A 25117-nucleotide genomic window follows, 5' to 3' on the forward strand; every position below is an offset into this window, starting at 1 on the left:
TGCATGACCCTGCTTTCGTTGCCGACGCTCGACGACCTGCGTATCGAGCCGGGGCTGCCCACCGTCGTGTCGCCGCGCGGCAACGACGGGATGTCGATCGACGACGTCGCGCCGCTGGCGCGCGAGATCGCGGCCGACACGCTCGAACGGGCGGGCGGCGTGCTGTTCACGGGCTTTCACGTGCCGTCGATCGATGCGTTCCAGCAATTCGCGGCCTCGTTCGGCGATCCGCTGATCGGCTATGAATACGCGTCGACGCCGCGTAGCCAGGTCGAAGGCGCGGTCTACACGTCGACCGAATACCCGCCGCACCGCGCGATTCCGCTGCACAACGAGCAGTCGTACACGCGCGAATGGCCGCTGCGGATCTGGTTCCACTGCGCGCTTGCCGCGCCGAAGGGCGGGGCGACGCCGATCGCGGACAGCCGTGCCGTGTACCGCGCGCTCGATCCGGCGCTCGTCGCGCGCTTCGAGAAGCGCGAGCTGCTGTATGTGCGCAATTTCGGGCAGGGGCTCGACTTGCCGTGGCAGCAGTCGTTCGGCACCGACGAGCCGGCCGAGGTCGAGCGGATGTGCGCGGCGCGCGGCATCGAATGCGCGTGGCGCACCGACGATGACGGCGAACTGCTGCTGCGCACGCGCGAACGCTGCCAGGCCGTCGCGCGTCATCCGCGCACCGGCGACCGCGTATGGTTCAACCAGGCGAACCTGTTTCACCTGTCGGCGCTCGACGACGACATGCAGGAAGCGCTCGTCGACGCGGTCGGGCTCGAGAACGTGCCGCGCAACGTGTATTACGGCGACGGCGAACCGCTGGAAGCCGACGCGCTCGCGCAGATCCGCGGCGTGCTCGACCAGCAGCGCATCGTGTTCCCGTGGCGCACCGGCGACGTGCTGATGCTCGACAACATGCTGACCGCGCATGCCCGCGACCCGTTCGAGGGGCCGCGCAAGGTCGTCGTCGCGATGGCGCAGAGTTACACGGTCCCGCGCGACCGAACGGAGGATTGATGACGCGTAGTACCGCCGCGCTTGCCGCGCGCGGGCTGTCGGTGGGATATCGCGACCATGTCGTGATCGACGGGCTGGACCTGTCGATCGCGGCCGGCCGCGTGACCGCGCTGTGCGGACCGAACGGCTGCGGCAAGAGCACGCTGCTGCGCACGCTGGCGGGCCTGCAACCCGCGCGTGCCGGCCATGTCGAAGTGAACGGCCGACCGCTCGCGTCGTTTCGCCGTCGCGCGCTCGCGCGCGAGCTGACGATGCTCGCGCAGTTCAACCAGATTCCGTCGGGCCTCACGGTCCGTGAGCTCGTCGCGTACGGGCGCTATGCGTACGGCGGCTTCCTGCGCGGCCTGTCGCGGGCCGATCAGGCGGCGATCGACGAAGCGCTCGACACGAGCGGCCTCGCGGACGATGCGGAGCGCGACGTCGGCGCGCTGTCGGGCGGCGAACGCCAGCGCGCGTGGATCGCGATGGCGCTCGCGCAGCAGGCGCCGATCGTGCTGCTCGACGAGCCGACGACCTATCTCGACATTCATCACCAGCTCGACATCCTCGATGCGCTGCGTGCGCTGAACCGCGCACGCGGACTGACGATCGTGTGGGTGCTGCACGACCTGAACCAGGCGGCCGCGTACAGCGACGAGATCGTGCTGATGCGCGCGGGCCGTCTCGTCGCGCAGGGCACGCCCGACGCGATGCTCGACCCGGCGCGGTTGCGCGCGGCGTTCGGCGTCGAGATGCTGAAGCTCGCGCATCCGCAGACGGGTGCGCCGATGTGCGTACCGGCCTACGGACCGTCGACCGACGGCGCGCCGCAGGCGTCCGCCGTCTTCGACCGGGATCTCGCGGTATGACGACGTTCGCGATGCGCAAGCGCCTCGCGGCGACCGGCAAGGGGACGACGACGGGGCGGGCCGGCGCGATTGCGTGCGGCCTCGTCGCGTCGATCGCGCTGCTCGCGGCGCTGCGGATTGCTCCCGATCTGCGCGTGTGGTGGGACGCGGCGCCCGGCAGCGATGCCGCGTCGCTTGCGCACGTGTTCCTGTTCGACCTCAATCTGCCGCGCGTCGCGGCCGCGCTCGTCGCGGGCGGCTGCCTCGGCATCGCCGGCGCGCTGTTCCAGTCGCTCACGCGCAATCCGCTCGCGTCGCCCGACCTGCTCGGCGTGACGGGCGGCGCCCAGCTCGGCCTGCTCGCGGCGATGCTGGTGCCGGCGCTGGCCGGCGTCGCGTCGGTGCCGCTGCTGTTCGTGTGCGGGCTCGCGGCGGCCGCGTGCGCGATCGTCGCGGCGGGTGGCTGGCGCGCGACGCCGTTGCGGCTCGTGCTTGCCGGCAGTGTGTGCATGCTGCTGTTCGCCGCGCTGTCGACGCTCGTGCTCGCGTTCTTCGAACAGAACATCGCGGGCGCCGCGCTGTGGACCAACGGCAGCCTGTACCAGCCGGGCGCGACGGGCCTCGCGCTCGCCGCGCGCTGGCTCGTCGTGCCGCTCGCCGCGCTGCCGTTCGTGATCCGGCCGTTGAATCCGCTCGCGCTCGGCGACGATGCGGCGGCCGCGGCCGGCGTGCGCGTCGATGCGACGCGGCTCGCCGCGACGATCGTCGCGGTCGCGTTCACGAGCGTGGCCGTCAGCATCGCGGGCCCGCTGTCGTACGTCGGCCTCGTCGCGCCGAACCTGCTGCGCCAGGTGCGCGGCGCGCGCGCGGCGCGGCTCGGCGTGCTGGTGCCGCTGTCGGCGCTCGCCGGCGGCGCGCTGGTGCTGGTCACCGACAGCGCGGTGCTCGCGTCGGGCCTCGACGCGACGCTGTCGACCGGCGTCGCGATCGCGCTGGTCGGCACGCCGCTGATGCTCGCGATGATCCGGCGCGGCGCCGCGTGGTCGGGCGTGCTGCATGCGGATGCCGAACGCGCGGCGGGCAGCGGCGCGACGCGGCTCGTCGGCTGGCTCGAACGGCTCGAACGGCTCGGCTGGCCGCTGCGTACCGCGTTGTTCGTCGTGGCGGGCGTGCTGGTGGTGTGGGTCGGCGTGTCGGCCGGCCCCGAGTGGCTGTCGCCCGCGCGCTGGTTCGCCGCGCTGTCCGGTCACGATGCGCTCGCGCGCATGCTGATCGACCTGCGCATGCCGCGCCTGCTGTGCGCGCTGCTCGCCGGCGCGTTGCTGGCGGTCAGCGGCGTCGCGATGCAGAGCGTCGTGCGCAATCCGCTCGCGGGCCCCGAAGTGCTCGGCGTCACGCAGGGCGCGGGGCTCGTCACGCTGTTCGCGTTGTCGACGTGGCCGCTGATGGGCCACGTGACGCTGGCCGCCGCCGCGCTGATCGGCGGCGGGCTGTCGCTCGCGATCACGCTCGCGCTGAATCACCGGCATCGCTACGCGCCGCTCGCGGTCGCGCTGACCGGCATCGTGATCGGCGCGTTGTGGACCACGCTCGCGCAATGGCTGATCACGCAGGAAAGCGTGCAGCCCGCGCGCTTCGTCGTGTGGCTCGTCGGCGGCACGTACGGCCGCAGCTGGGGCGAGGTGTCGATGCTGCTGCCGTGGTGCGTGCTCGCGGTGCCGGTGTTCGCGTGGCTCGCGAAACCGCTCGACATGCTCGCGCTCGGTGACGACCAGGCGGCCGCGCTCGGCCTGCCGGTGGCCGCGCTGCGACCGCTCGCGCTGACGATCGCGACGCTCGCCGCGTGCGCGGCCGTCGCGGCGGTCGGGCCGGTCGGCTTCATCGGGCTGATGGCGCCGCACGTCGCGACGATGCTCGGCGCGCGCCGGCATCGCACGCGGCTGTGGCTCGCGGCGGCGTGCGGCGCGCTGATCCTCGGGTTGGCGGATCTCGCGGCGCGCACCGTCGTCGCGCCGCGCGAAGTGCCGGCCGGCGTGCTGACCGCGCTGATCGGCGCGCCGTACCTGCTGGGGCTGCTGATTCTCGAGGGGCGCCGCGCCCGGCGCGCGGGACGATGACGCCGGCGCTCGACGGCGCGCGCGCCACGCGCTTTTCGGCGTTCGCGCCGCCACCGTTCGCCGAACACCTCGACGTCGTGTGGCTCGGCATGCCCGACGACGCGCATGGGCCGGGCCGCGTCGTCGTGCCCGTCAGCGCGTTGCCCGCGCACCGCGACGCCGTGCTCGCCGCGATGGTCGACCATTACGGCGGCGATCCGGCGCAGCATGCGCGCGCGCTGATGTCGCAATGGAGCAAATACTATTTCGGCCGCGCGGCACCGGCCGGTGTCGTCGCCGCGCTGACGCTCGGCCGGCCGCTCGACATGACGCCCGAGCGCACGTTCGTTGCGCTCGACGACGGGATGCCGGCCGCGCTGTATTTCGCGGCGGATGCGCTCGGCGCGCCGTGCGACGATCCCGCGCCGCGCTATGCGGGGCTGATCGCGCATCTCGGCGCGGTGATCGATCTGCTCGCGGCGATGGGCCGCGTCACGCCGCGCGTGCTGTGGAGCAACGCGGGCAATCTGCTCGACTACCTGCTCGATACCTGTCGTTCGTGGCCGTGCGCGGCCGATCCCGTCGGCGACGCGCACTGGCTGTTCGGTTCGACCTGCATGCGTGGCGAATCGAATCCGCTGCGCATGCCCGTGCGCGATGCCGTGCCGCGCTCGCCGCTGCTGCCGACGCCGTTTCGCGCGCGCCGCGTGTGCTGCCTGCGCTACGAAATTCCTGGAGAAACGCAACTGTGTGGAAGCTGCCCCCTGCTACTGACGATGGACGACGCGGCGCTGGCCGAGCAGGACGCGATCCGGTGACGCACGCCGGCCGCCGGCATGCGCTCGGCGCGCTCGCGGCGGCACTCGGCGCGGTGTGCTGCGGTGCGTTTTCCGCGGCGGCGGCCGGTTCCGTTTCCGTGGCCGGGGATGCCCGCGGTGCGCAGGGCGCCGTGTCGCTGGCCGGCAATCCCGTCGTGTCGCAGGCCAGCGCGAAGATGCCCGTGCGGCCGCAGCGCGTGGTCGCGCTCGACTTCATGTTCGCGGAAAGCGTGATCGCGCTCGACCTCGTGCCGGCCGGGATGGCCGATACGGCGTTCTACCCGGGCTGGCTCGGCTACCGCAGCGAGCAGCTCGCGCACGTGACCGACATCGGCTCGCGGCAGGAGCCGGGACTCGAGGCGATCGCGGCGGTCAAGCCGGATCTCATCATCGGCGTCGGCTTCCGGCATGCGCCGATCTTCGACGCACTCGACCGGATCGCGCCGACAATCCTGTTCCAGTTCAGCCCGAACGTGTCGGAAGGCGGCGTGCCGGTCACGCAGCTCGACTGGATGCGGCAGATCTTCCGGACGATCGGTGCGGTGACGGGGCGCGACGCGCGCGCGCAGGCGGTTGAAGCGCAACTCGACGCCGGCATCGCGCGCAACGCGGCGCGGCTCGCGGCCACCGGCCGCCACGGCGAGCGCGTCGCGCTGCTGCAGGATCTCGGCTTGCCCGATCGTTACTGGGCGTATACGGGCAACAGCACGTCGGCGGGCCTCGCGCGGGCGCTCGGGCTCGATCCGTGGCCGAAGAAGCCGACGCGGGAAGGCACGCTATACGTGACGTCGGCCGATCTGCTGCGGCAGCGCGACCTCGCCGTGCTATTCGTGACCGCGTCGGGGATGGACGTGCCGTTGTCGACCAAACTCGATTCGCCGGTGTGGCGCTTCGTGCCCGCGTTGAAGGACCATCGGATCGCGCTGATCGAGCGCAACATCTGGGGGTTCGGCGGGCCGATGTCGGCGCTGAAGCTGGCCGACGTGATGACCGATACGATGCTGAAGCTGCCGGCCGTGCGTTGAGCGCGCGGTGCGCGTCGAGCCGCAGGCGATGCGACGTTTGACGGGCAGGGCGTTGTGATCGGCCCGACGACGCATGGCGTCCGCCTTTCCTGGTCGCCACACGTCAGCGGCTGAATTCCCCGCTGAAACGACCATCGCCGGCACACTGCCACTGCAGCGTGCCGGCGATTTTTTCATCGACTGTCGTCGTGTTACGCGCTCATCGCATCGACGCCATCCTGCGCACGCAGGCGCGCCGGTTGCGTGTCGCTGACGATACGTCCGTTGTCGAGCTTCAGCAGGCGATCGGCGAGATCGAAGTAGCGGTCGTCGTGCGTGATCACGATCACGGCCTTGCCGCGCGCGCGCAGCTCCGGCAGCAGTTGTTCGTAGAACACCGCCTTGAACGACGGGTCCTGGTCGGCCGCCCATTCGTCGAACAGGTAGAACGGACGATCTTCCAGGTACGCGACGACGAGCGCGAGCCGCTTGCGCTGCCCGGTCGACAGCGCGCGCGTCGAGAACGCGCCGTCGACCACCTTCACCTTGTGGTCGAGCGCGAGTTTCGCGACGAGCGCGTTCGCTCGCGCATCGGCCTGCGCACGCGACGGATCGTCGGGATCGACGATGCCGAGCAGCGCATCGAACAGGTGGAAATCGTTGAACACCGCGCTGAAGCGCTGCCGGTAGGCCGCGCGCTCGCGCCAGCCGATCGTGCGGCCGTCGACCTCGATCGTGCCTTGCTCGGGCTCGTAGAGCCCCGTCAGCACCTTCGCGAGCGTGGTCTTGCCGCTGCCGTTGCCGCCGACGATGAACACGAGCTCGCCCGGCTTGATCGTCAGGTCGATCGGCCCGATGCTGAACATCCGTTCGTCGCGTTCGTGGAAGTACGCGTGCGTGACGCCGCGCAGCGTGACGGCGCCGGCCGGCGGCACGTCGGGCGCATCGGCCGCGGGCGGCACCGTGCGCAGCGCGCCGAACTCGGCCATCACGCCTTCGATCCGCGTGAGCGACACGCGCGCCGCGTTGACGGTCGGCAGGTTGTTCAGCAGGCCGTCGAGCGGCACCAGCATGAACAGGAACACGACGACGTAGCCGGCGGCCGCGGCCGGGTCGGCATGCACGCCGAGCTGCGGCCAGAACGACGCGACGCCGAGGAACACGTAGAACAGGAAGATGATCCAGCCGACCCCGACCGCATACGCGCTGAACGCGCGGCGGCGGTGGTCGCGCACTTCGCCGATCGCGGCGCCGAGCTGGCCGTCGACGAACTGGCGGGCGCGCGCATCGTGCAGCTTCAGCTCCTTCGCGCCGGAGAACAGCGAACCGAGATAGCCGAACAGGCGGTCCTGCGCTTGGCCGGCGGCTTCGAGCGACGCGATCGCGCGGCGGTCGCCGGTGTGATAGCCGAGCGAGCCGGCGATGATCGCGGCCAGCGCCAGCAGGCACACGGGCCACGACAGCCACGCCAGATAGCCGAGGCAGCCGAACACGATCGAGCCGTGCATGACGAGGTTCGGCAGCGCGAAGAACAGCATCGACACGTTGGTCGCGTCGTCGGTCAGCACCGACTGCACGGGCGCGGCGCCGATCCGCTCGATGTCGCGCAATTCGGCCGCGCCGACGCGCCGCGCCAGATGCACGCGCAGCCGCGCCATCGTGTCCTGCGACAGGCGGGCGAACAGCGTGCCCGACACGATCCGCGTGACGAGCGCGATCACCGCGCACAGCGCGAAGCGCCACGCGAGCGACGCATCGGCGGCGCCCGGTTGCGACAGCGCGCGGTTCAGCGTCGCGACGAGCAGCACGCTCGCGACGCCGTTCAGCACGCAGGCGGTGAGCGCCAGCGTGAGCGACACACGGCTTTCGCGCAGCAGCGCAAGGATCAGGCGCGCCGCGGGGCGGCCGGGGGAAGCGTCGAGGGACGGCGGGGAAGAAGGCTCGTGGGCGGCTGTCATCGGCAACGTCGGTAAAGGGAAGGCAGGCAATCAAGCGGAAACGGCAAATCTGACGCGAAAGCAGCGGGCGGGGCGCGCCCCATTTCCGGCTTTCCTCCCTGATAGACGAACGGGCCGCGCAAATATTTAGCCCCATCGTCAAAAAAAGCCGCCGTACGCACTTTGCACGCAAAACGGTAAAAAATCGGCCGCGCCGTTCGTCACACCAGTGAAGCCGCCCCAAGCGGCCCCGAGACTTGGCCGAAGCGGCCGGACCGAAGGACTTCACGCACATGACGAGTTTCCCGACTGCGCTGCATCACCGAATCCGCGAACTGGCGCGCCTCGCGCCCGACGCACCCGCCATCGCGGTGCCTTTCCAGAACCTGCGCCTGTCGCGCGGTGCGCTCGACGCACGTGCATCGCAGCTCGCGCGGCAACTGCGCGCGGCCGGCGTCGGCGCCGAAGTGCGGGTCGGCGTGTGCGTCGAGCGTTCGGGCGAACTGTTCGTCGCGCTGCTGGCCGTGCTGAAGGCGGGCGGCGTATTCGTGCCGCTCGATCCGCGCCATCCGGCCGCGCGCCTCGACTGGATCGTGCAGGATGCGCAACTGCGGCACGGCATCGTCGACGCCGCCGGCCGCGCGGCGCTCGGCACGCCGTTCGAACACGCGTTCGACGCGACCGCCGACGCATCGGGCGTCGCGCAGGATCACGCGTTCGATGACGACACCGTGGCCGTGCACCCGCGTTCGGCCGCGTACATGATCTATACGTCGGGCTCGACCGGCACGCCGAAGGCGGTGGTCGTCGAGCACGGGCCGCTCGCCGCGCACTGCGACGCGCTTGCCGCCGCGCTGCCGATCGAGGCCGGCGACCGTCTGCTGCATTTCGCGTCGGTCAACTTCGACGCCGCGCACGAATGCTGGCTCGCGCCGCTCGCGGTCGGCGCCGGCATCGTCGTCGCGCCGCCGCAGCCGTTCGCGCCGGTCGACGCGCATGCGCTGATGGTGCGCGAAGCCGTGAACGTCGCGGCGTTTCCGCCGGCATACCTGCGTGAATTCGCGGCCGTCGCCGCGCGCGACGGCGTGCCGCCGGCATTGCGCGTGCTCGCGTTCGGCGGCGAGGCGCTGCCGCAGCAGGCATTCGAATTCGTGCGCCGCACGTTCCCGGCCGTGCGCCTGATCAACGGTTACGGGCCGACCGAGGCCGTGATCTCGCCGATGCTGTGGCCGGTCGAGCCGGGCGAGACGCCGGTGCTGGCCGCGGACGACGCGTATGCGTCGTTGCCGATCGGTAGCGTGATCGGCCCGCGGGTCGCACGCATCGACGGCGCCGAAGCCGATGGCGTGGGCGAACTGCTGCTCGGCGGTGTGTGCGTCGCCCGCGGTTATCACGGCCGCCCGGCGCTCACGGCCGAACGTTTCGTTCCCGATGCGAACGGTGAGCCCGGCGCGCGCGTTTATCGCACCGGCGACCTCGCACGCCTGCGCGACGACGGCGCATACGATTATCTGGGCCGCCTCGACGATCAGGTCCAGGTGCGCGGCGTGCGCGTGGAGCCGGCGGAAATCGCCGCGTGCCTGCGCTCGCACCCGGCCGTGGCGGACGCGGCCGTGATCACCGAAACCGCCAACGGGCCGACGCGGCTGATCGCATGCGTCGCGCTGCGCGCGGCGGCCGACGATGCCGCGTTGAAGGCGCACGTGGCCGCGCAGTTGCCGGCTGCATGGCAGCCGCACCGGTTCGTGCGTTGCGACGCGCTGCCGTACACGCTGAACGGCAAGCTCGACCGTGCCGCGCTGCGCGAGCGGATTGCCGCCGCGCGCGATACGACGCAAGCCGCCGGCGATGCGCCGCGCACGCCGACCGAACGGCAGATCGCCGGTCTCTGGCAAACGCTGCTGAGCCTCGACGTCATGCCGTCGCGCGACGATCGTTTCTTCGCGCTGGGCGCCGATTCGCTCGCCGCGATGCAGTTGCAGGCCGCGATTCGTGCGGCCGTTCGTGTGAATCTGCGGCTCGATACGCTGTTCGCCGATCCGGCGCTCGCCGAGCTGGCCGACACGGTCGACCGTGCGGAACGCGAGACCGGCGAACCGCTCGCCACGATTACCACGCGCCGTGCGCCGGCCGCCGTGGCCGCGCCGTACGTCGATCGTGCGGCATCGCTCGCGCAGCAACGTTTCTGGGTGCTCGCGCAAACGCGCGACGCAAGCGCCGCGTATCACATCGCCGCACACTGGACGATCGACGGCGTGCTCGACCGCGACGCGCTGCAGCGCGCGCTCGATCACGTGATCGGCCGTCACGAAGCGTGGCGCACGACGCTCGTCGACAACGACGACGGCGTCGTGATGCAGCGGATTCATGCGCATCTGCCGGTGTCGATCGCCACGGTCGACCTGCGCGATCAACCGCCGGCCGCCCGCGACGCGCACGCCGCGCGTCTGGCCGAGCGCGATGCGGCCGAGCCGTTCGACCTCGCACGCGGCCCGCTGCTGCGCGCGACGCTGGTCGTGCTCGCCGACGACCGTCACCGGCTGCTGCTGACCGCGCATCACGCGATCACCGACGGCTGGAGCTCGCGCTGCGCGTTCGACGAACTGTCGGCCGCGTATTGCGCGTATGCCGAAGGGCGCGAGCCGTCGCTGCCCGATCTGCCGATCCAGTACGCCGACTACGCGGACTGGCAGCGCGACACGCTGGCCGGCGGCGAGGGCGAGCGTCAGCTCGACTACTGGCGCGGCGCGTTGCGCGACGTGCCGGGCCCCCTCGCGTTGCCGGTCGACCGCCAGCCGGGCGCCACGCGCACGCTGCAGGGCGCCCGCGTGTCGGTGCGCCTGCCCGATGCGGTCGCGGCCGACGTGCGGCAACTCGCACGGGACGCCCAGGCGACCGTCTTCACGGTGCTGCTGGCCGCGCTCGACGCGTGGCTGTCGCGCCTGACCGGTGAAACGGACGTCGTCGTCGCGGTGCCGGTCGCGCATCGCCAGCGCCCCGAAACGCGTGCATTGCTGGGTCTGTTCCTGAATACGGTCGCGCTGCGGGTACGCGTGGCGCCGACGCTGCCGTTCCGCGCGCTCGTCGACGCGGCGCGCACCGCGGCGCTCGATGCGGTCGCGCACCAGGACGTGCCGTTCGAGCGCGTCGTCGATGCGGTGAAGCCGCCCGTCAAGCGCGGCGACGAATGGCTGCGCGTGAAATTCGCGCAGCAGTTCGACGCACGGCACGACAGCGTGCTGCCGCGCGCCACGGCGGTCGCGACGCCGGGGCCCGATCTCGCCGCGCGCTTCGACTTCGCGCTGGATTTCACCGACGATGCGAACGGGATCGAACTGGTCGCGGCCTATGCGACCGACTGCATCGATGCCGATACCGCGCGTGCGTGGCTCGACAGCTATGCGGCGCTCGTCGGCGCGGCGGCGCACGCTCCGCAGCATACGACGGCCGCGCTGCCGTGCGATGCGTCGGCTGCATCGCGCCAGCCGCGCGACGGTCGCGCGCTGCGTATCGAGCATGCCGACATCGTCGCCGCATTCGCGCGGCAGGCGGCTGCCTATCCGCATCGCGTCGCGCTGTCGGACGCATCGACTTCGCTGACGTTCGCGGAACTCGACGACGCATCGAACCGCATCGCGCGGGCACTGGCGCAACGCGGCGTGGCCGCCGAAGCGGCCGTCGTGGTCTGCATCGAGCGCTCGACACGGTTCGTCGTCGGCCTGCTCGGCGCGCTGAAAGCCGGCGCGCTCGCCGTGCTGCTCGACCCCGCCCAGCCCGCCGCGCGTCTCGCCGCGGGTGCCGCCGACTGCGACGCGCGCTGGGCGCTCGTCGCGGAACCGGCCGCGTGGCCGGCCGGCATCGACGCGCAGCCGCTCGACGTCGACGCGCTCGCGCAGGACGCGACGCTCGCTCATGCGGCCGGCGTGCGCGTTGCGCCGCACCCGGAACAGGGTGCATACCTGATCTATACGTCCGGCTCGACCGGCACGCCGAAGGGCGTCGTCGTATCGCATGGCGCGCTGGCCGACTACGTGCAGGGGATGCTCGACGAACTCGCGTTCGCGCCCGATGCGTCGTTCGCAATGGTGTCGACGGTCGCGGCCGATCTTGGCCACACGACGCTGTTCGGCGCATTGTGCGCGGGCCGTACGCTCCATCTGCTGCCGGCCGCTTGCGCATTCGATCCGGACCTGTTCGCCGACGAAATGCGCCGCCGTGAAGTCGGCGTGCTGAAGATCGTGCCGAGCCATCTGCAGGCGTTGCTCGACGCGCGCGTGCCGGCCGACGTGCTGCCGCGCCACGCGCTCGTGACGGGCGGCGAAACGCTCACGTGGGCGCTCGTCGCGCGCCTGGCCGCGCTCGCGCCGGCGTGCCGCGTGATCAACCATTACGGGCCGACCGAAGCGACGGTCGGCGCGCTCGCGTGCGATACGGCGTCGATTGCCGCCGACGCGCGCGATCCCGCGAGCGGCGTGCCGCTCGGGCTGCCGCTGCCGAATGCGCGCGCGCTGGTGCTCGACGCGTTCGGCGCGTGCGTGCCGGCCGGCGCGACGGGCGAGCTGTATCTGGGCGGGCCGGGCGTCGCGCGCGGCTACCTCGGACGGCCGGCGCAAACCGCCGAGCGCTTCGTGCCCGATCCGTTCACGCCCGGCGCACGGCTGTATCGCACGGGCGACCGCGTACGGCTGCGTACGGACGGACGCCTCGCGTTCCTCGGCCGGATCGACGATCAGGTGAAGATTCGCGGCTACCGCGTCGAGCCGGGCGAGGTGAGTGCGGCCGTGCGTGCGGCCGGCCCGATCGCGCAGGCCGAAACGCTCGCGATCGAGCACGATGGCCGCCTGCGGCTCGCGACCTTCGTCGTGATGCGCGACGGCGCGGCATTCGACGAAGCCGCGGTGCGCGCCGCGCTCGCCGCGAAGCTGCCCGACTACATGGTGCCCGCGCAGTTCGTCGCACTGGCGCGCCTGCCGGTGACCGCGAACGGCAAGATCGATCGCGCGGCGTTGCGCGAACTCGCAGCCGTGCCGGTTGTAGTCGCATCCAGCGATGCGCCGCAGGGCGCGGTCGAAACGGTGCTCGCCGACGTCTGGCAGGCCGTGCTGAAGGCGCCGAAGGTCGGCCGCGACGACAACTTCTTCGAACTCGGCGGCGATTCGATCCTCGTGCTGCAGGTGATCGCCCGTGCGCGCAAGCGCGGCGTGCGCTTCACGCCGAAGCAACTGTTCGACGGGCCGACCGTCGCCGAACTCGCACGCGTGGCGAAAATCGACGACACGGCCGTTGCCGCGCAGCCGGCGAGCGCGGTTCCGACCGCGACTGCGGCTGCCACGGCCTCGCCGGCTGCCGCCGCGATCCTGACGCCTGCGCAGCAGCGCTTCTTCGCGCTCGATATGCCGCACCGCGGCCACTGGAACCAGTCGGTGTCGTTCGATGTGCGGGGCGCGTTCGATGCAGACGCATTCGCCCGCGCATTCGACGCGGTGCTCACGCATCACGATGCATTCCGCCAGCGCTTCGCACGCGGCGCCGACGGCACGTGGCACGCGAGCGATGCGGCGAAACCGTACGATGCGCTGCCGTTCGTGGAAGTCGCCGCACGCGACGAAGCCGACGCGCTGGCACGCTTCGACGCGCTGCAGCGCCGTCTCGACCTCGGCAACGGGCCGCTCGCGTGCGCGTGCGCGGCACGGCTGCCGGACGGTTCGACCCGGCTTTATCTCGCGATTCACCACGCGATCGTCGATGGCGTGTCGTGGCGCATCCTGCTCGACGACCTGGACAGCGCCTATCGCGCCGCATGCGAGCGCACGCCGGTTCGCCTGTCGCAGCCGGGCCTGCGTGCGGACGCCTGGGCCGCACGGCTCGCCCGCGCGGCAACGGAACCGGCGTCGCCGTTCGCGGCCGAAGCCGCCTACTGGGCCGGCATGGCTCAGGGCGACGACATCGTGGCCGATCACCCCGACGCGGCGGCGGCGAACGCCGATGCGGCCGTCGTCGTGCAGACGATCGACGCGGCATTGACGCGCGCCGCGCTGACCGACGCGCACGCGGCCTATCGCACGCAGACGATCGAGCTGCTCGGCGCGGCGCTCGCGTTGGCGCTGGCCGGCGCGCGCGGCGCCGCATCGTGCCGGGTCGAACTGGAAGGACACGGCCGCGAAGCGCTGTTCGACGATGCGGATGCCAGCCGCACGATCGGCTGGCTGACGAGCCATTACCCGGTGACGCTGCCGGTCGCAGCGACGGCCCGCGACACGCTGTGCGCGGTCAAGGACACGCTGCGCGCGGTGCCGCACAAGGGGCTCGGCTTCGGCGTGCTCGCGCACTACGGCGATGCGGCGACGCGCGCGGCGCTGGCCGCCGTGCCGCGCCCGCGCGTCACGTTCAACTATCTCGGCCAGTTCGACGCGCCGCGCGATGCGACGCTCGTGCCGCGTTTCGGCGGCACCGGCACCGAGCGCGATCCGAACGGACCGCTCGGCAACACGCTCGCGATCCATGCGTACCTCGACACGGACGGCGACGGCGCGCGCACGCTGAAGGTCCATTGGGTCTACGGTGCGCCGCAATTCGAACGCGCGACGATCGACGCATTCGCCGAACGCTTCGCGGCCGCGCTGCGCGAACTCGTCGACGCCTGCGCGTCACGCGTCGCGCATCGCGGCGCCGGCGCGACGCCGGGCGATTTCCCGCTCGCGCAGGCCGCCGGCCTCACGCAGGGCGCGATCGAACGCGCGCCGCTCGACTGGCGCACGATCGACGACGTGTATCCGCTGTCGCCGATGCAGCAGGGCATCCTGTTCCATGCGCTGTTCGCGCCCGGCCACGCGAGCTACGTGAACCAGCTCGTCGCGACCGCGACGGCGCTCGACGCCGACCGGCTCGCGGCCGCGTTCGACGCGTCCATCGCGCGTCACGACATCCTGCGCACGAGCGTGATGCCGGACGAAGCCGCGCCGCTGCAGTGCGTGCATCGTCACGCGCGCATGCCGGTCGAACAGCTCGACTGGCGCACGCGCGGCGACACGCTCGACGCCGATTTCGACGCCTGGCTCGCGGCCGACCGCACGCGCGGCTTCGACTGGCGCGAGCCGCCGCTGATGCGGCTCACGCTGATCCGCGTGACGGACGACGCGTGGCGGGTCGTCTGGACGCGTCACCACGTATTGCTCGACGGCTGGAGCACCGCGCGCCTGCTCGCCGACGTGCTGCGCGACTATCGCGACCCGGACGCCGTGTCGCCGTTCGCGAGCCGTCCGGCATTGCGCTATCGCGATTTCATCGCATGGCTCGGCACGCGCGACCGCGATGCCGACGAGCGCTTCTGGACCGGGCGCCTGGCGCGGCTCGACGCACCGACGCTGATCGCGGAACGCACGGCCGACCGCGCGGAAGCCGAGATGGCCACGTGGCGCGCGACGTTCGATGCCGACACGATGACGCGCGTCGCGCAGACCGCCCGCGCGCTGAAGCTGACCGTCAACACGCTGGTGCAGGGCGCGTGGGCGCTCGCGCTGCAACGGATGACGCACCAGCCGGCCGTCGCGTTCGGCGCGACCGTCGCGGGCCGTCCCGATGCGCTCGCGGACGTCGATTCGGTGCTCGGTCTTTTCATCAACACGCTGCCGGTCATCACCGCGCCGGCGCCGCAGCAACGTGCGGCCGACTGGCTGCACACGCTGCAGCGCGAGAACGCGGCCGCCGCCGAACACGCGCACACGCCGCTCGCCGACATCCAGCGCTGGGCGCGCGGGTCGGGCGGCGCACTGTTCGACACGCTGGTCGTGTTCGAGAACTATCCGGTCGACGAGTCGGTGCGCGACGCCGATCCGCGCGCGCTGGCGTTGAGCGGCGTGCGCAGCATCGAAGCGACCGATTTCGCGCTGACGCTCGTGATCGAGAGCGGCGCCGAACTGACGATCGACTACGGGTACGACACCGCACGTGTCGATGCGCGTCAAGTCGAGACCTGGCATCGCGCGTTCGCCTGCGCGCTCGATGCGCTGGCCCGTACGCCGGACGCGCGGCTCGGCACGTTGTCGATCGCCGATGAGGCGACCCGCGACGCGCTGGTACGTGCGCAGGACACCGCGCGGACCTGGCCGCCCGGGCAACGGCAGCCGCTGCACCTGCAATTCGTCGATGCGGCACGCGCGACGCCCGACGCGATCGCACTCGAGTACGCGGACACTCACGGCCGCGTGCAGCGCGCGACCTATCGCGAACTCGACGCCGCCACGTCGCGCATCGCGGCCGCGCTGCGCCGGCGCGGCGTGCGGCCCGACACACCGGTCGCGCTGTGCGTCGAGCGCTCGTTCGACATGGTGATGGCGCTCGTCGGCGTGCTGAAGGCCGGCGCCGCGTACCTGCCGGTCGATCCCGACTATCCGGCCGAGCGCATCGCATACCTGCTGCGCGACGCGCGGCCGGCCGTCGCGATCACGCAGGCGCATCTGCGCGAGCAGGTCGAGGCCGCGCTGGGCGAGGGCGCCGATACACAGCTGCTGACGGTCGCGGATCTGCTGGCCGACGAAGCGGGCGATATCGCCGATGAAACCGCGGCGATCGACGACGCGCAGCTCGCGTACCTGATCTACACGTCCGGCTCGACCGGCAAGCCGAAGGGCGCCGGCAACACGCACGGCGCGCTCGCGAACCGGATCGCGTGGATGCAGCATGCGTACCGGCTGACGCGCGACGACGTCGTGCTGCACAAGACGCCGTTCGGCTTCGACGTGTCGGTGTGGGAATTCGTGTGGCCGCTCGCGATCGGCGCGAAGCTCGCGATCGCCGCGCCCGGCGACCACCGCGATCCGGCCCGTCTGGCTGCCGCGATCCACGCGCACGGCGTGACGGTGCTGCATTTCGTGCCGTCGATGCTCGCCGCGTTCGCCGCGCATCTCGACGATTTCTCGGCCGCCGCGCAATGCGACAGCGTGCGCCTGATCGTCGCGAGCGGGGAGGCGCTGGCGCCCGAGCTCGTCGCGAAGATGGCGCGCCTGTTGCCGAACGCGACGCTCGTGAACCTGTACGGGCCGACCGAGGCCGCGATCGACGTGTCGCACTGGACCTGCGGGCCCGACGACGCGCAAGCGGTCGCGGTGCCGATCGGCCATCCGATCGCGAACCTGCAACTGCACGTGCTGGATGCCGCGTGGCAGCCGGTGCCGGCCGGCGCGACCGGCGAACTGTATCTCGCGGGCGCGGGCCTCGCGCGCGGCTATCTCGGCCGTCCCGCGCTGACCGCCGAGCGGTTCGTACCCGATCCGTTCGTGCCGGGCGCCCGCATGTACCGCACCGGCGACCTCGCGCGCCGGCGCGCGGACGGCGCGCTCGACTACCTCGGCCGGGTCGACACGCAGGTGAAGCTGCGCGGTCAGCGGATCGAGCCGGGCGAGATCGAGGCGCTGCTGCGCGCGGCGCCGGGCGTCAACGATGCGGTCGTGATCGTGCGCGACGAGCAACTGATCGGCTATGTCGCCCGCGGCGAGGCCGGCCCGCTCGACCGTGCGGCGCTGCTCGACGCGCTGCGCGCGCAACTGCCGGCGTACATGGTGCCGTCGCAGCTGATCGAGCTCGACGCTTTGCCGGTCACGCCGAACGGCAAGTGCGATCGCCATGCGCTACCCGCGCCGGTGCGTGAAGCGGCCGACGCCGTCGAACTCGCGACCGACACCGAGCGCGCGCTCGCCGACATCTGGCAACGCGTGCTGCACGTGGACGCGATCGGCCGCGATGGCGATTTCTTCCTGCTCGGCGGCCATTCGCTGCTCGCGACGCAGGCCCACGCGCAGGCCAACCTGCACTGGGGCCTGGCGCTGCCGCTGCGCACGCTGTTCGACACGCGCACGCTGGCGCGCTGCGCGGAAGCGATCGACGCGGCCTGCGCGGCACGCGGCGCGACCGATGCGGCGAGCGCGATCGACGCGCTGCTCGGCGAACTGGAAACCCAATAAGGACGACGGATGACGAAGGTGCAACCCGACTGGCTCGCGCTCGCGACGCGTTTCGCGCAACTGCCCGACGCGCAGCGCGCGGTCTTCATCGACAAACTCGGCGCGGCCGGCATCGACTTTCGCGTGCTGCCGATCCCGCCGCGCACGCCGCGTACCGACCGCGTGCCGGCGTCGTTCGCGCAGACGCGGCTGTGGCTGCACGCGCGGCTGATCGATGCGCCGGACGCGTATCACATCACCGAGCGCCTGGCGCTGACGGGCCCGCTCGACGTACATGCGCTGCGCCTCGCGTGCGACGCACTGATCGCGCGCCATGAAGCGCTGCGTACGACTTTCGACGAAGCGCAGGACGGCGTCGCGCAGACGATCCACGCACCGCTGCGCTGCCCGTGGCGCGAAACCGATCTCGAAGCGTTGCCGGACGCGCAACGCGTAGCGCGCGCGGAAGCCGTCGCGACGGCCGACGAGGCCGAACCGTTCGATCTCGGCACGGCGCCGCTCGTGCGCGCGCATCTGGTGCGCTTCGACGCGACGCATCACTGGCTCGCGCTGACCGTCCATCACATCGTGTCGGACGGCTGGTCGTCGGGCGTGATGCTGTCCGAACTCGCCGCGTTCTATCGTGCGTATGCGTCGGGCGAACCGGTGCCGCTCGCGCCGTTGCCGATCCAGTATGCCGACTACGCGCTGTGGCAGCGCCGCTGGCTCGATGCCGGCGAGCGCGACCGTCAGCTCGCGTTCTGGCGCGAACGGCTCGATCCGCAGCGCGGTGTGCTGACGCTGCCCGGCGCGAGCGCCCGGCCGGCCCGGCGCAGTGCGCGCGGCGCGCGTCATGTGTTTTCGCTCGACGCGCGCCTCGGCGCGCAGCTGCGCGCGTTCGCGGCCGCATCCGGCGCGACGCCGTTCGCGGTGCTGCTCGCCGCGCTCGATGCGCTGCTGGCGCGCGCGACCGGCGACGCGCGGATCTGCGTCGGCGTGCCGGCCGCGAACCGCGAGCGCGCGGAAGTCGCCGGCCTGATCGGCTTCTTCGTCAATACGCTGGCGATCGACGTCGACGTGCCCGCGCACGGCGATTTCTCGTCGCTGGTCGAACGCACGCAGCGCGCGCTCGTCGACGCGCAGATGCACCAGGACGTGCCGTTCGAACAGGTGGTCGACGCGCTCGGCGTGCCGCGCAGCGCGAGCCACCATCCGCTGTTCCAGGTGATGGCCGCGTATGGCGAACGCCGCGCGCTGCCGGCGCTCGGCGCGGCGTCGGCCGCGTTGCTGCCGTCCGGCACGCCGTCCGCGAAGTTCGACCTGACGCTGTCCGTCGAAGCGACGCCGGACGGCACCTTCGACGCCGCCTTCATCTACGCGCTCGACCTGTTCGATGCGGACGCGATCGCACGGCTGGCCGCGCGCTTCGTCACGCTGCTGACCGATGCGCTCGCGCGTCCCGACCTGCCGATCGGCGATCTCGACTGGCTGCCGGCCGACGAACGTGCGCAGCTGTTCGCATGGAACGCGCCGGCCGGCGCGACCGATGCCGAGCCGTTCGTGCCGGTGCATGCACGCATCGCCGCGCATGCGCACGCACGGCCCGACGCACGCGGCGTCGCCGACGTCGATCGCGCGTTGACGCGCGGCGAAGTCGATGCCCGCGCGGCGCGCCTCGCGCGCCATCTGGTGGCGGCCGGCGTGCGGCCCGAGATGCGCGTCGGCGTCGCGCTGCAGCGTTCGGTCGACCTGCTCGTCGCGCTGATCGCGGTGCTGAAGTCGGGCGCCGCGTTCGTGCCGCTCGATCCGGCGCATCCGCGCGAACGGCTCGCGCAGATCGTCGGCGACGCGAACATCGCGCACGTGCTGACCGACGGCGCGAGCGCCGCATCGTTGCCCGAATTGCCGGAACTGCGCGTGTGGCGCGCGGACGCAATCGATACGCTCGACGAAGCCGCGCACGTCGCGCTGCCGGACGTGCTGCCCGGCCATGCGGCATATGCGATCTACACGTCGGGTTCGACCGGCAAGCCGAAGGGCGTGATCGTCGACCACGCGTCGTTCGCCCTGCATTGCGCGGCGATCGCCGAGCGCTACGGCGCGGGCGAGAACGACGTGTTCCTGCTGTTTCAGTCGGTCAATTTCGACGGCGCGCACGAAGGCTGGTTTTCGCAATACATGTTGGGCGCCGCGGTGTCGGTGACGGCCGACGTGCTGTGGCCGCCCGCGCAGACCTGCGCGATGATGATGCGCGACGGCGTGACGATGACCTACGTGCCGCCCGGCTGCGCGGCACAGCTCGCCGAATGGGCGCTCGCGCACGGCGCACCGCCGACGCTGCGTTCGCTGACCGTCGGCGGCGAGGCGACGTCGCGCGAGGCGTTCGCGATGCTGCGCCGCGCGCTGCCGAACGTGCGCGTGGTCAACGGTTACGGCCCGACCGAAACGGTCATCACGCCGACGCTGTGGATGTTCCGGCCCGGCGACGATCTCGCGAAACTCGGCGACGCCGCGTATCTGCCGATCGGCACGCTGGTCGGCGCGCGCACCGCGCACGTGCTCGACGCGCGGCTGCATCCGCTGCCGGTCGGCGTGATCGGCGAACTGTACCTGGGCGGCGAGGGCATCGGCGTCGCGCGCGGCTATCTCGATCGCCCGGCGCTGACGGCCGAGCGTTTCGTGCCCGATCCGTACGGCGCGCCGGGCGCGCGGCTGTACCGTACCGGCGACCTCGTGCGGCGCCGCGCGGACGGCGTGTTCGATTTCATCGGCCGCGTCGATCACCAGGTGAAGCTGCGCGGCCTGCGCATCGAACTCGGCGAAATCGAAGCGCAGCTCGCCGCGCACGACGCGGTGCGCGAAGCCTGCGCGGTCGTGCACGGGCAGGGCGCGCTCGCGCAGCTCGTCGCGTATGTCGAATTGACCGCGGAGGCGCAGCCGGTCGAAGCCGAGACGCTCGACGCGCACCTGCGCCGCACGCTGCCCGATTACATGGTGCCCGCGCAACTGATCGTGCTCGATGCGCTGCCGCGCAACGCGAACAGCAAGGTCGACCGTGCGCGGCTGCCGGCGCCGGTGCGCGTCGAACGCGCGTACGAGGCGCCGCACGACGGCGACGAAGCCGCGCTCGCGGCGATCTGGTGCGACGTGCTGAACCTGGAACGCGTCGGCCGCGGCGATCACTTCTTCGATCTCGGCGGCCATTCGCTCGCGGCCGTGCGTGTCGCGACGCGCGTGGCCGAACGGCTCGGCCGCGACGTGCCGGTGCGTGCGCTGTTCGAGGCGCCCGTGCTCGCGCAATACGCGCGGCAGGTGGCCGATGCGCCGCGCGCCGCGCATACCGGCGCCACGGCGCCAGGCGTCGCCGTGGTCAAACCGGACGCCCACGGCGTGTGGCCGCTGTCGCCCGCGCAGCTCGGCCTGTGGTTCCTGTGGCGCGCGCAGCCGGACAGCGCCGCGTACAACATTCCGGTTGCGTTGCGCGTGCGCGGGCCGCTCGATGTCGATGCGCTGCGCGCCGCGTTCGCGGAGGTGGCCGCCGGGCATCCGGCGCTGCGGGCACGGCTCGTCGTCCGCGACGGCGCGCTGCCGGGCCAGCGGATCGACGCAGACGTTGCCGTCGCGCTGCCGGTGATCGACCTGTCGACGCAAGCCGACGCACTGGCCCGCGCGGCCGCGCTGACCGATGAGGATGCGCTCGCGCCGTTCGACCTCGCGACCGACGCGCCGCTGTGGCGCGCCCGCGTGCTGCGGCTCGCGGCGGACGATCACGTGCTGTCGGTGACGATCCACCACATCGTGTCGGATGGCGAATCGATCGAGCTGTGGCTCGACGCGGTGCGCGCCCGCTATGTCGCCCGCGTGCAAGGCAGCGCCGTGCCGGCCGACGAAGCCGATCAACCGGCCGTCCAACTGGCCGTCCAACCGGCCGTCCCGCTCGTGCTCCCCGCGCCGTGCCATCCGGCGCGTGTCGCGTACTGGCGCGATGCGCTCGCCGATCTGCCGTCGCGCGTGCTGCCACAGCGCGTCGACGCGCCGGCGGTGCCGCAATGGCGCGCGGCCCGCATCGCGTTCGAATTCGATGCGCAGCTGATTCGCGCGGCACGCGACGCCGCGTCGGCCTCGCACGCGACGTTGCCGATGCTGCTGCACGCGGCGCTCAACACCGCGCTGTTCCGCGCGACGGGCGTGGCCGACCAGCCGGTCGGCGTGCTCGCGTCGACGCGCGAGCTCACCGGCGACGCGGCCCGCGCGGCGCTCGGCCTGTTCATCAACTCGGTCGTCGTGCGCACGCGGATCGACCCGGCCGCGCGCCGCGCGGACGTGCTCGCGCAGGTGCGCGACACAGCGCTCGCCGCGTATGCGCATGCCGACGTGCCGTTCGCCGACGTCGTGGCCGCGCTGCGTGCGCCGCGCGCCGCGCAGGCCAATCCGCTGTTCCAGGTGATGTTCAACTACCTGCGCCCGACCGGTGCCGCCGCACGCGACTGGGCCGGCCTGTCGTTGGCCGAATTCGACGACGTGCGCCATCGCGTCGTGTTCACGCTGGAGCTGGACGTCGTCGAGCATCCGGACGGCCGCGTGAGCGCCGCGTTCTCGTATGCGGACGAACTGCTCGCGCGCGACTTCGTCGAGGCGCTCGTCGAGCTGTACCACGACGAAGTCGCGCGTTTCGCCGGCGCGTCGGAAGCGGCGCTCGGCGCGCCTGATGCCCGTGCAGCCGCGCAGGCTGCGTTCGGCGCCCACGTCAACGCGGTAACGCGGCCCGACGCCATGCCGTCGCATGCAGCCGCCGTGCTCGCCGCGCTGTGGTCGGACACGTTCGCGACGGCCGCTCCCGAGCCCGATGCGGATCTGTTCGAAGCCGGCGCGACGTCGTTCGACGTCGTGCGCTTCGTCGACGCGGCCGGCCGCGCCGGTCATGCGCTGACGGTCGCCGACGTGTTCGCGGCGCCGACGCTCGCGGCACTCGGCGCGCGGGTCGATGCCCAGGCGGAAACGGGGCAGGAGGCGCGCCATGCTGGCTGAGGTCCGTCCGGACGGATTCACGATGCTCGATACCTACCGCCTCGCATTCGCGGACGGCCTGTTCGCCGTGCGCGACGGCGCGGAAATCCGCGTCGCGCACGGCGACGGCATCGGCGCGCAGTTGCTGCGCGCGCAGCTCGGCGACGACGGCGCGCTGCGCCTCGTCGCCTACAACCATCGCGCGGCGCCGGCCGACCAGCGGCGGGCGCTGCTGGCCGCACTGGCCGCGGCGTTTTCGGACAGCGCGTGCCACGCGGCGATCCGGCTCGACCCGGCCGCCTGGCCGGCCGTCGCGCTCGACGCGCTGCGTGCGAGCGGCGTGCTCGCCGACGGCGGCCGCTGCCTGCGCGATGGCTGGGCGCAACAGGCCGACCTGTGGCGCGTCGGTCTGCATTTGCCGTGCGCGACGCTGCCGACGATCACCGACGGCCGGCGTCATCCGCGCCGGCCGCCCGCGCCGCGCGGCGAGGTCTACGCGCGCGACCTGCCGGCGCTCGGCGTGCGCTTCACGCTGCGCGGCTGGCAGCCGGCGGAGGACGCCGAGCGGCTCGCCCGCTGGTTCGACGAGCCGCGCGTGCGCGACGGCTGGCCGGGCGCACCGCCCGCGCAACGCGGCGCGGAAGACCGGCAGCCGCAGGAAGCCGATCCGCATGTGACGCCGCTGATCGGCTGTTTCGACGGCGAGCCGTTCGCGTATTTCGAGGCGTTCTGGCTGAAGGAGGACGCGCTCGGGCCGCACGTCGCGGCGTGCGACTACGACCGCGGGCTGCGGATGCTGGTCGGCGAGTCGCGCTGGCGCGGCCCGCACCGCGTGGCCGGCTGGCTGCCGTCCGTCGTGCATTACCTGTTTCTCGACGACCTGCGTACCGAAGCGGTCGGCTGTGCCGTGCCGGCCGGCCATACGCGGGTTGCCGACCATCTCGCGCGGCATGGTTTCGCGCGGCAGCGCCGTCTCGCGCTGGCCGACGCGCAGCCGCTGTGGATGCGCACGCTGCGCGAGACGTTCTTCTCCGGCCGTCACGTCTGACGGGCCGGATTCACCGACAAGGGAGCTGAGACATGCAGAGAGAAACCGTATTCGACCTGATCGGCGTCGGCTTCGGGCCGTCGAATCTGGCGCTGGCCGTGCGCCTCGCGGAGCGCGGCGGCGCGCACACGCTCGCCCATTGCTTCGTCGAGCGTCAGCCGGCATTCGGCTGGCATCGCGGGATGCTGCTCGACGACTGCCGGATGCAGATCTCGTTTCTGAAGGATCTCGTCACGATGCGCGATCCGAAAAGCCGCTACACGTTCATCAACTACCTGTTCGAACGCGGCCGGCTGAACGAATTCGTCAACCTGAAGAACTTCTATCCGACCCGCGTCGAATTCCACGACTACCTGAGCTGGGTAGCCGACGCGTTCGACGATCGCGTCCACTACAGCGAAACGGTGCTGGGAATCGAGCCGGTGCGCGGCGACGGCGCGAGGATCGACGCGCTGCGCGTGCTGTCGCGCGACGCGGCCGGCCACGAGCGCCAGCGCGTCACGCGCGCGCTGTCGGTCGGCGTCGGCGGCACGCCGGCGATTCCCGATGCGTTCGCCGCGCTCGGCCGCGACCGCATGATCCATTCGTCGTCGTACCTGACCGACATCGACCGGCTCGTCGCGTCGCCCGACGGCGAGCGCCGCCGCGTCGCGGTGATCGGCGCGGGGCAGAGCGCGGCCGAGGTGTTCATCGACCTCGCGCGCCGTTTCCCGCACGTCGACGCGAACCTCGTGATGCGCGCCGGCGCCCTGAAACCGGCCGACGACAGCCCGTTCGTCAACGAAATCTTCAGCCCCGAATTCACCGACGTCGTCTACGCGCAGCCGCAGGACGCGCGTCGCGCGCTGCTCGAGCGCTATCGCGACACGAACTACGCGGTGGTCGACCGGCCGCTGATCGAACAGATCTACGAAATGCTGTACCTGCAGCGCATCGACGGCACGCCGCGTCACGCGCTGCTCGCGAACAGCGCGATCGAGGCCGCGGTGCGCACCGCCGACGGCCGTATCGAGCTGACGCTGCGCGACCGGATGAGCGGCGCCACGCGCGTCGAGCGCTTCGACGCGCTCGTGCTCGCGACCGGCTACCGCCGCGACACGCATTCGGCGCTGCTCGAAGGGCTCGCGCCGCATCTGGGCGACGCGCTCACGCGCGGCGACGTGACGCGCGACTACCTGCTCGCGACGCCCGAGCACTTCGCGCCGCGCATCTACCTGCAAGGCTGCTGCGAAGACAGCCACGGCCTGTCCGACACGCTGCTGTCGGTCCTGGCGCGCCGTGCGGACGAAATCTGCGCGTCGCTCGAAAACGGGATCGCGCCCGCGCACGATGAAGGTGCGGCCCGGGCCACGCACGAAAAACGACTGAATAACGGGGTGAGCGCAGGCCGGATGGCTTTCGCTCTTTGACAAAGGCGCGGTCGGAGACCGC

At 72.1% G+C, this 25117-nt stretch carries 10 protein-coding genes; 9 read left to right on the forward strand and 1 reads right to left on the reverse strand.

Annotated features, from left to right (window positions below):
* Positions 1-3: 3 nt before the first annotated feature.
* From KU887_RS08665 to KU887_RS08685, 5 genes are read left to right on the forward strand one after another with little or no spacing between them, the layout of a single operon-like run.
* Entirely contained in the window at positions 4-1011 is a 1008-nt protein-coding gene (locus KU887_RS08665) for a TauD/TfdA family dioxygenase (protein ID WP_006486082.1), read from the forward strand.
* On the forward strand, positions 1011-1859 hold the full coding sequence (locus KU887_RS08670) for an ABC transporter ATP-binding protein (protein ID WP_006486076.1): 849 nt from the start codon (positions 1011-1013) through the stop codon (positions 1857-1859). Before KU887_RS08665 ends, KU887_RS08670 begins: the two co-directional genes overlap by 1 nt.
* Positions 1856-3955 (forward strand): Fe(3+)-hydroxamate ABC transporter permease FhuB, encoded by a 2100-nt coding sequence (gene fhuB, locus KU887_RS08675; RefSeq protein ID WP_258249998.1) that lies wholly within the window; start codon positions 1856-1858, stop codon positions 3953-3955. Before KU887_RS08670 ends, fhuB begins: the two co-directional genes overlap by 4 nt.
* Positions 3952-4752, forward strand: a complete 801-nt coding sequence (fhuF, locus tag KU887_RS08680; RefSeq protein WP_059723580.1) for a siderophore-iron reductase FhuF — start codon at positions 3952-3954, stop codon at positions 4750-4752. The genes fhuB and fhuF overlap by 4 nt, the downstream gene beginning before the upstream one ends.
* Positions 4749-5777 carry an ABC transporter substrate-binding protein gene (locus tag KU887_RS08685; RefSeq protein WP_258249999.1) on the forward strand — a complete coding sequence of 343 codons (1029 nt, stop codon included), beginning with the start codon at positions 4749-4751 and terminating at the stop codon, positions 5775-5777. The genes fhuF and KU887_RS08685 overlap by 4 nt, the downstream gene beginning before the upstream one ends.
* Before the next feature lie 191 nt (positions 5778-5968).
* Here the strand turns inward: KU887_RS08685 and KU887_RS08690 are convergent, their stop codons facing one another.
* On the reverse strand, positions 5969-7714 hold the full coding sequence (locus KU887_RS08690) for a cyclic peptide export ABC transporter (protein ID WP_012492604.1): 1746 nt from the start codon (positions 7712-7714) through the stop codon (positions 5969-5971).
* Between the two features lie 272 nt (positions 7715-7986).
* Here KU887_RS08690 and KU887_RS08695 point away from each other — a divergent pair, with 272 nt between their 5' ends.
* From KU887_RS08695 to KU887_RS08710, 4 genes are read left to right on the forward strand one after another with little or no spacing between them, the layout of a single operon-like run.
* Positions 7987-17652 carry a non-ribosomal peptide synthetase gene (locus KU887_RS08695; protein ID WP_258250000.1) on the forward strand — a complete coding sequence of 3222 codons (9666 nt, stop codon included), beginning with the start codon at positions 7987-7989 and terminating at the stop codon, positions 17650-17652.
* Between the two features lie 9 nt (positions 17653-17661).
* Complete coding sequence (locus tag KU887_RS08700; RefSeq protein WP_258250001.1) at positions 17662-22659, forward strand: non-ribosomal peptide synthetase; 4998 nt, start codon at positions 17662-17664, stop codon at positions 22657-22659.
* On the forward strand, positions 22649-23686 hold the full coding sequence (locus KU887_RS08705) for a GNAT family N-acetyltransferase (RefSeq protein WP_046337228.1): 1038 nt from the start codon (positions 22649-22651) through the stop codon (positions 23684-23686). The genes KU887_RS08700 and KU887_RS08705 overlap by 11 nt, the downstream gene beginning before the upstream one ends.
* A 32-nt stretch (positions 23687-23718) precedes the next feature.
* Positions 23719-25095: a lysine N(6)-hydroxylase/L-ornithine N(5)-oxygenase family protein gene (locus KU887_RS08710; RefSeq protein WP_258250002.1), complete on the forward strand. Its 1377-nt coding sequence runs from the start codon at positions 23719-23721 to the stop codon at positions 25093-25095.
* The last annotated feature ends 22 nt before the right edge of the window (positions 25096-25117 follow it).

This window comes from Burkholderia sp. EMB26, assembly GCF_024730645.1.
Classification (GTDB): domain Bacteria; phylum Pseudomonadota; class Gammaproteobacteria; order Burkholderiales; family Burkholderiaceae; genus Burkholderia; species Burkholderia cenocepacia.

Excerpts from the sequence above, each read along its gene's own strand:
- KU887_RS08665 (WP_006486082.1), top strand. The coding sequence starts at position 4 with ATGACCCTGCTTTCGTTGCCGACGCTCGACGACCTGCGTATCGAGCCG.
- KU887_RS08670 (WP_006486076.1), top strand. The coding sequence starts at position 1,011 with ATGACGCGTAGTACCGCCGCGCTTGCCGCGCGCGGGCTGTCGGTGGGA.
- fhuB (WP_258249998.1), top strand. The coding sequence starts at position 1,856 with ATGACGACGTTCGCGATGCGCAAGCGCCTCGCGGCGACCGGCAAGGGG.
- fhuF (WP_059723580.1), top strand. The coding sequence starts at position 3,952 with ATGACGCCGGCGCTCGACGGCGCGCGCGCCACGCGCTTTTCGGCGTTC.
- KU887_RS08690 (WP_012492604.1), bottom strand. The coding sequence starts at position 7,714 with ATGACAGCCGCCCACGAGCCTTCTTCCCCGCCGTCCCTCGACGCTTCC.
- KU887_RS08695 (WP_258250000.1), top strand. The coding sequence starts at position 7,987 with ATGACGAGTTTCCCGACTGCGCTGCATCACCGAATCCGCGAACTGGCG.
- KU887_RS08700 (WP_258250001.1), top strand. The coding sequence starts at position 17,662 with ATGACGAAGGTGCAACCCGACTGGCTCGCGCTCGCGACGCGTTTCGCG.
- KU887_RS08705 (WP_046337228.1), top strand. The coding sequence starts at position 22,649 with ATGCTGGCTGAGGTCCGTCCGGACGGATTCACGATGCTCGATACCTAC.
- KU887_RS08710 (WP_258250002.1), top strand. The coding sequence starts at position 23,719 with ATGCAGAGAGAAACCGTATTCGACCTGATCGGCGTCGGCTTCGGGCCG.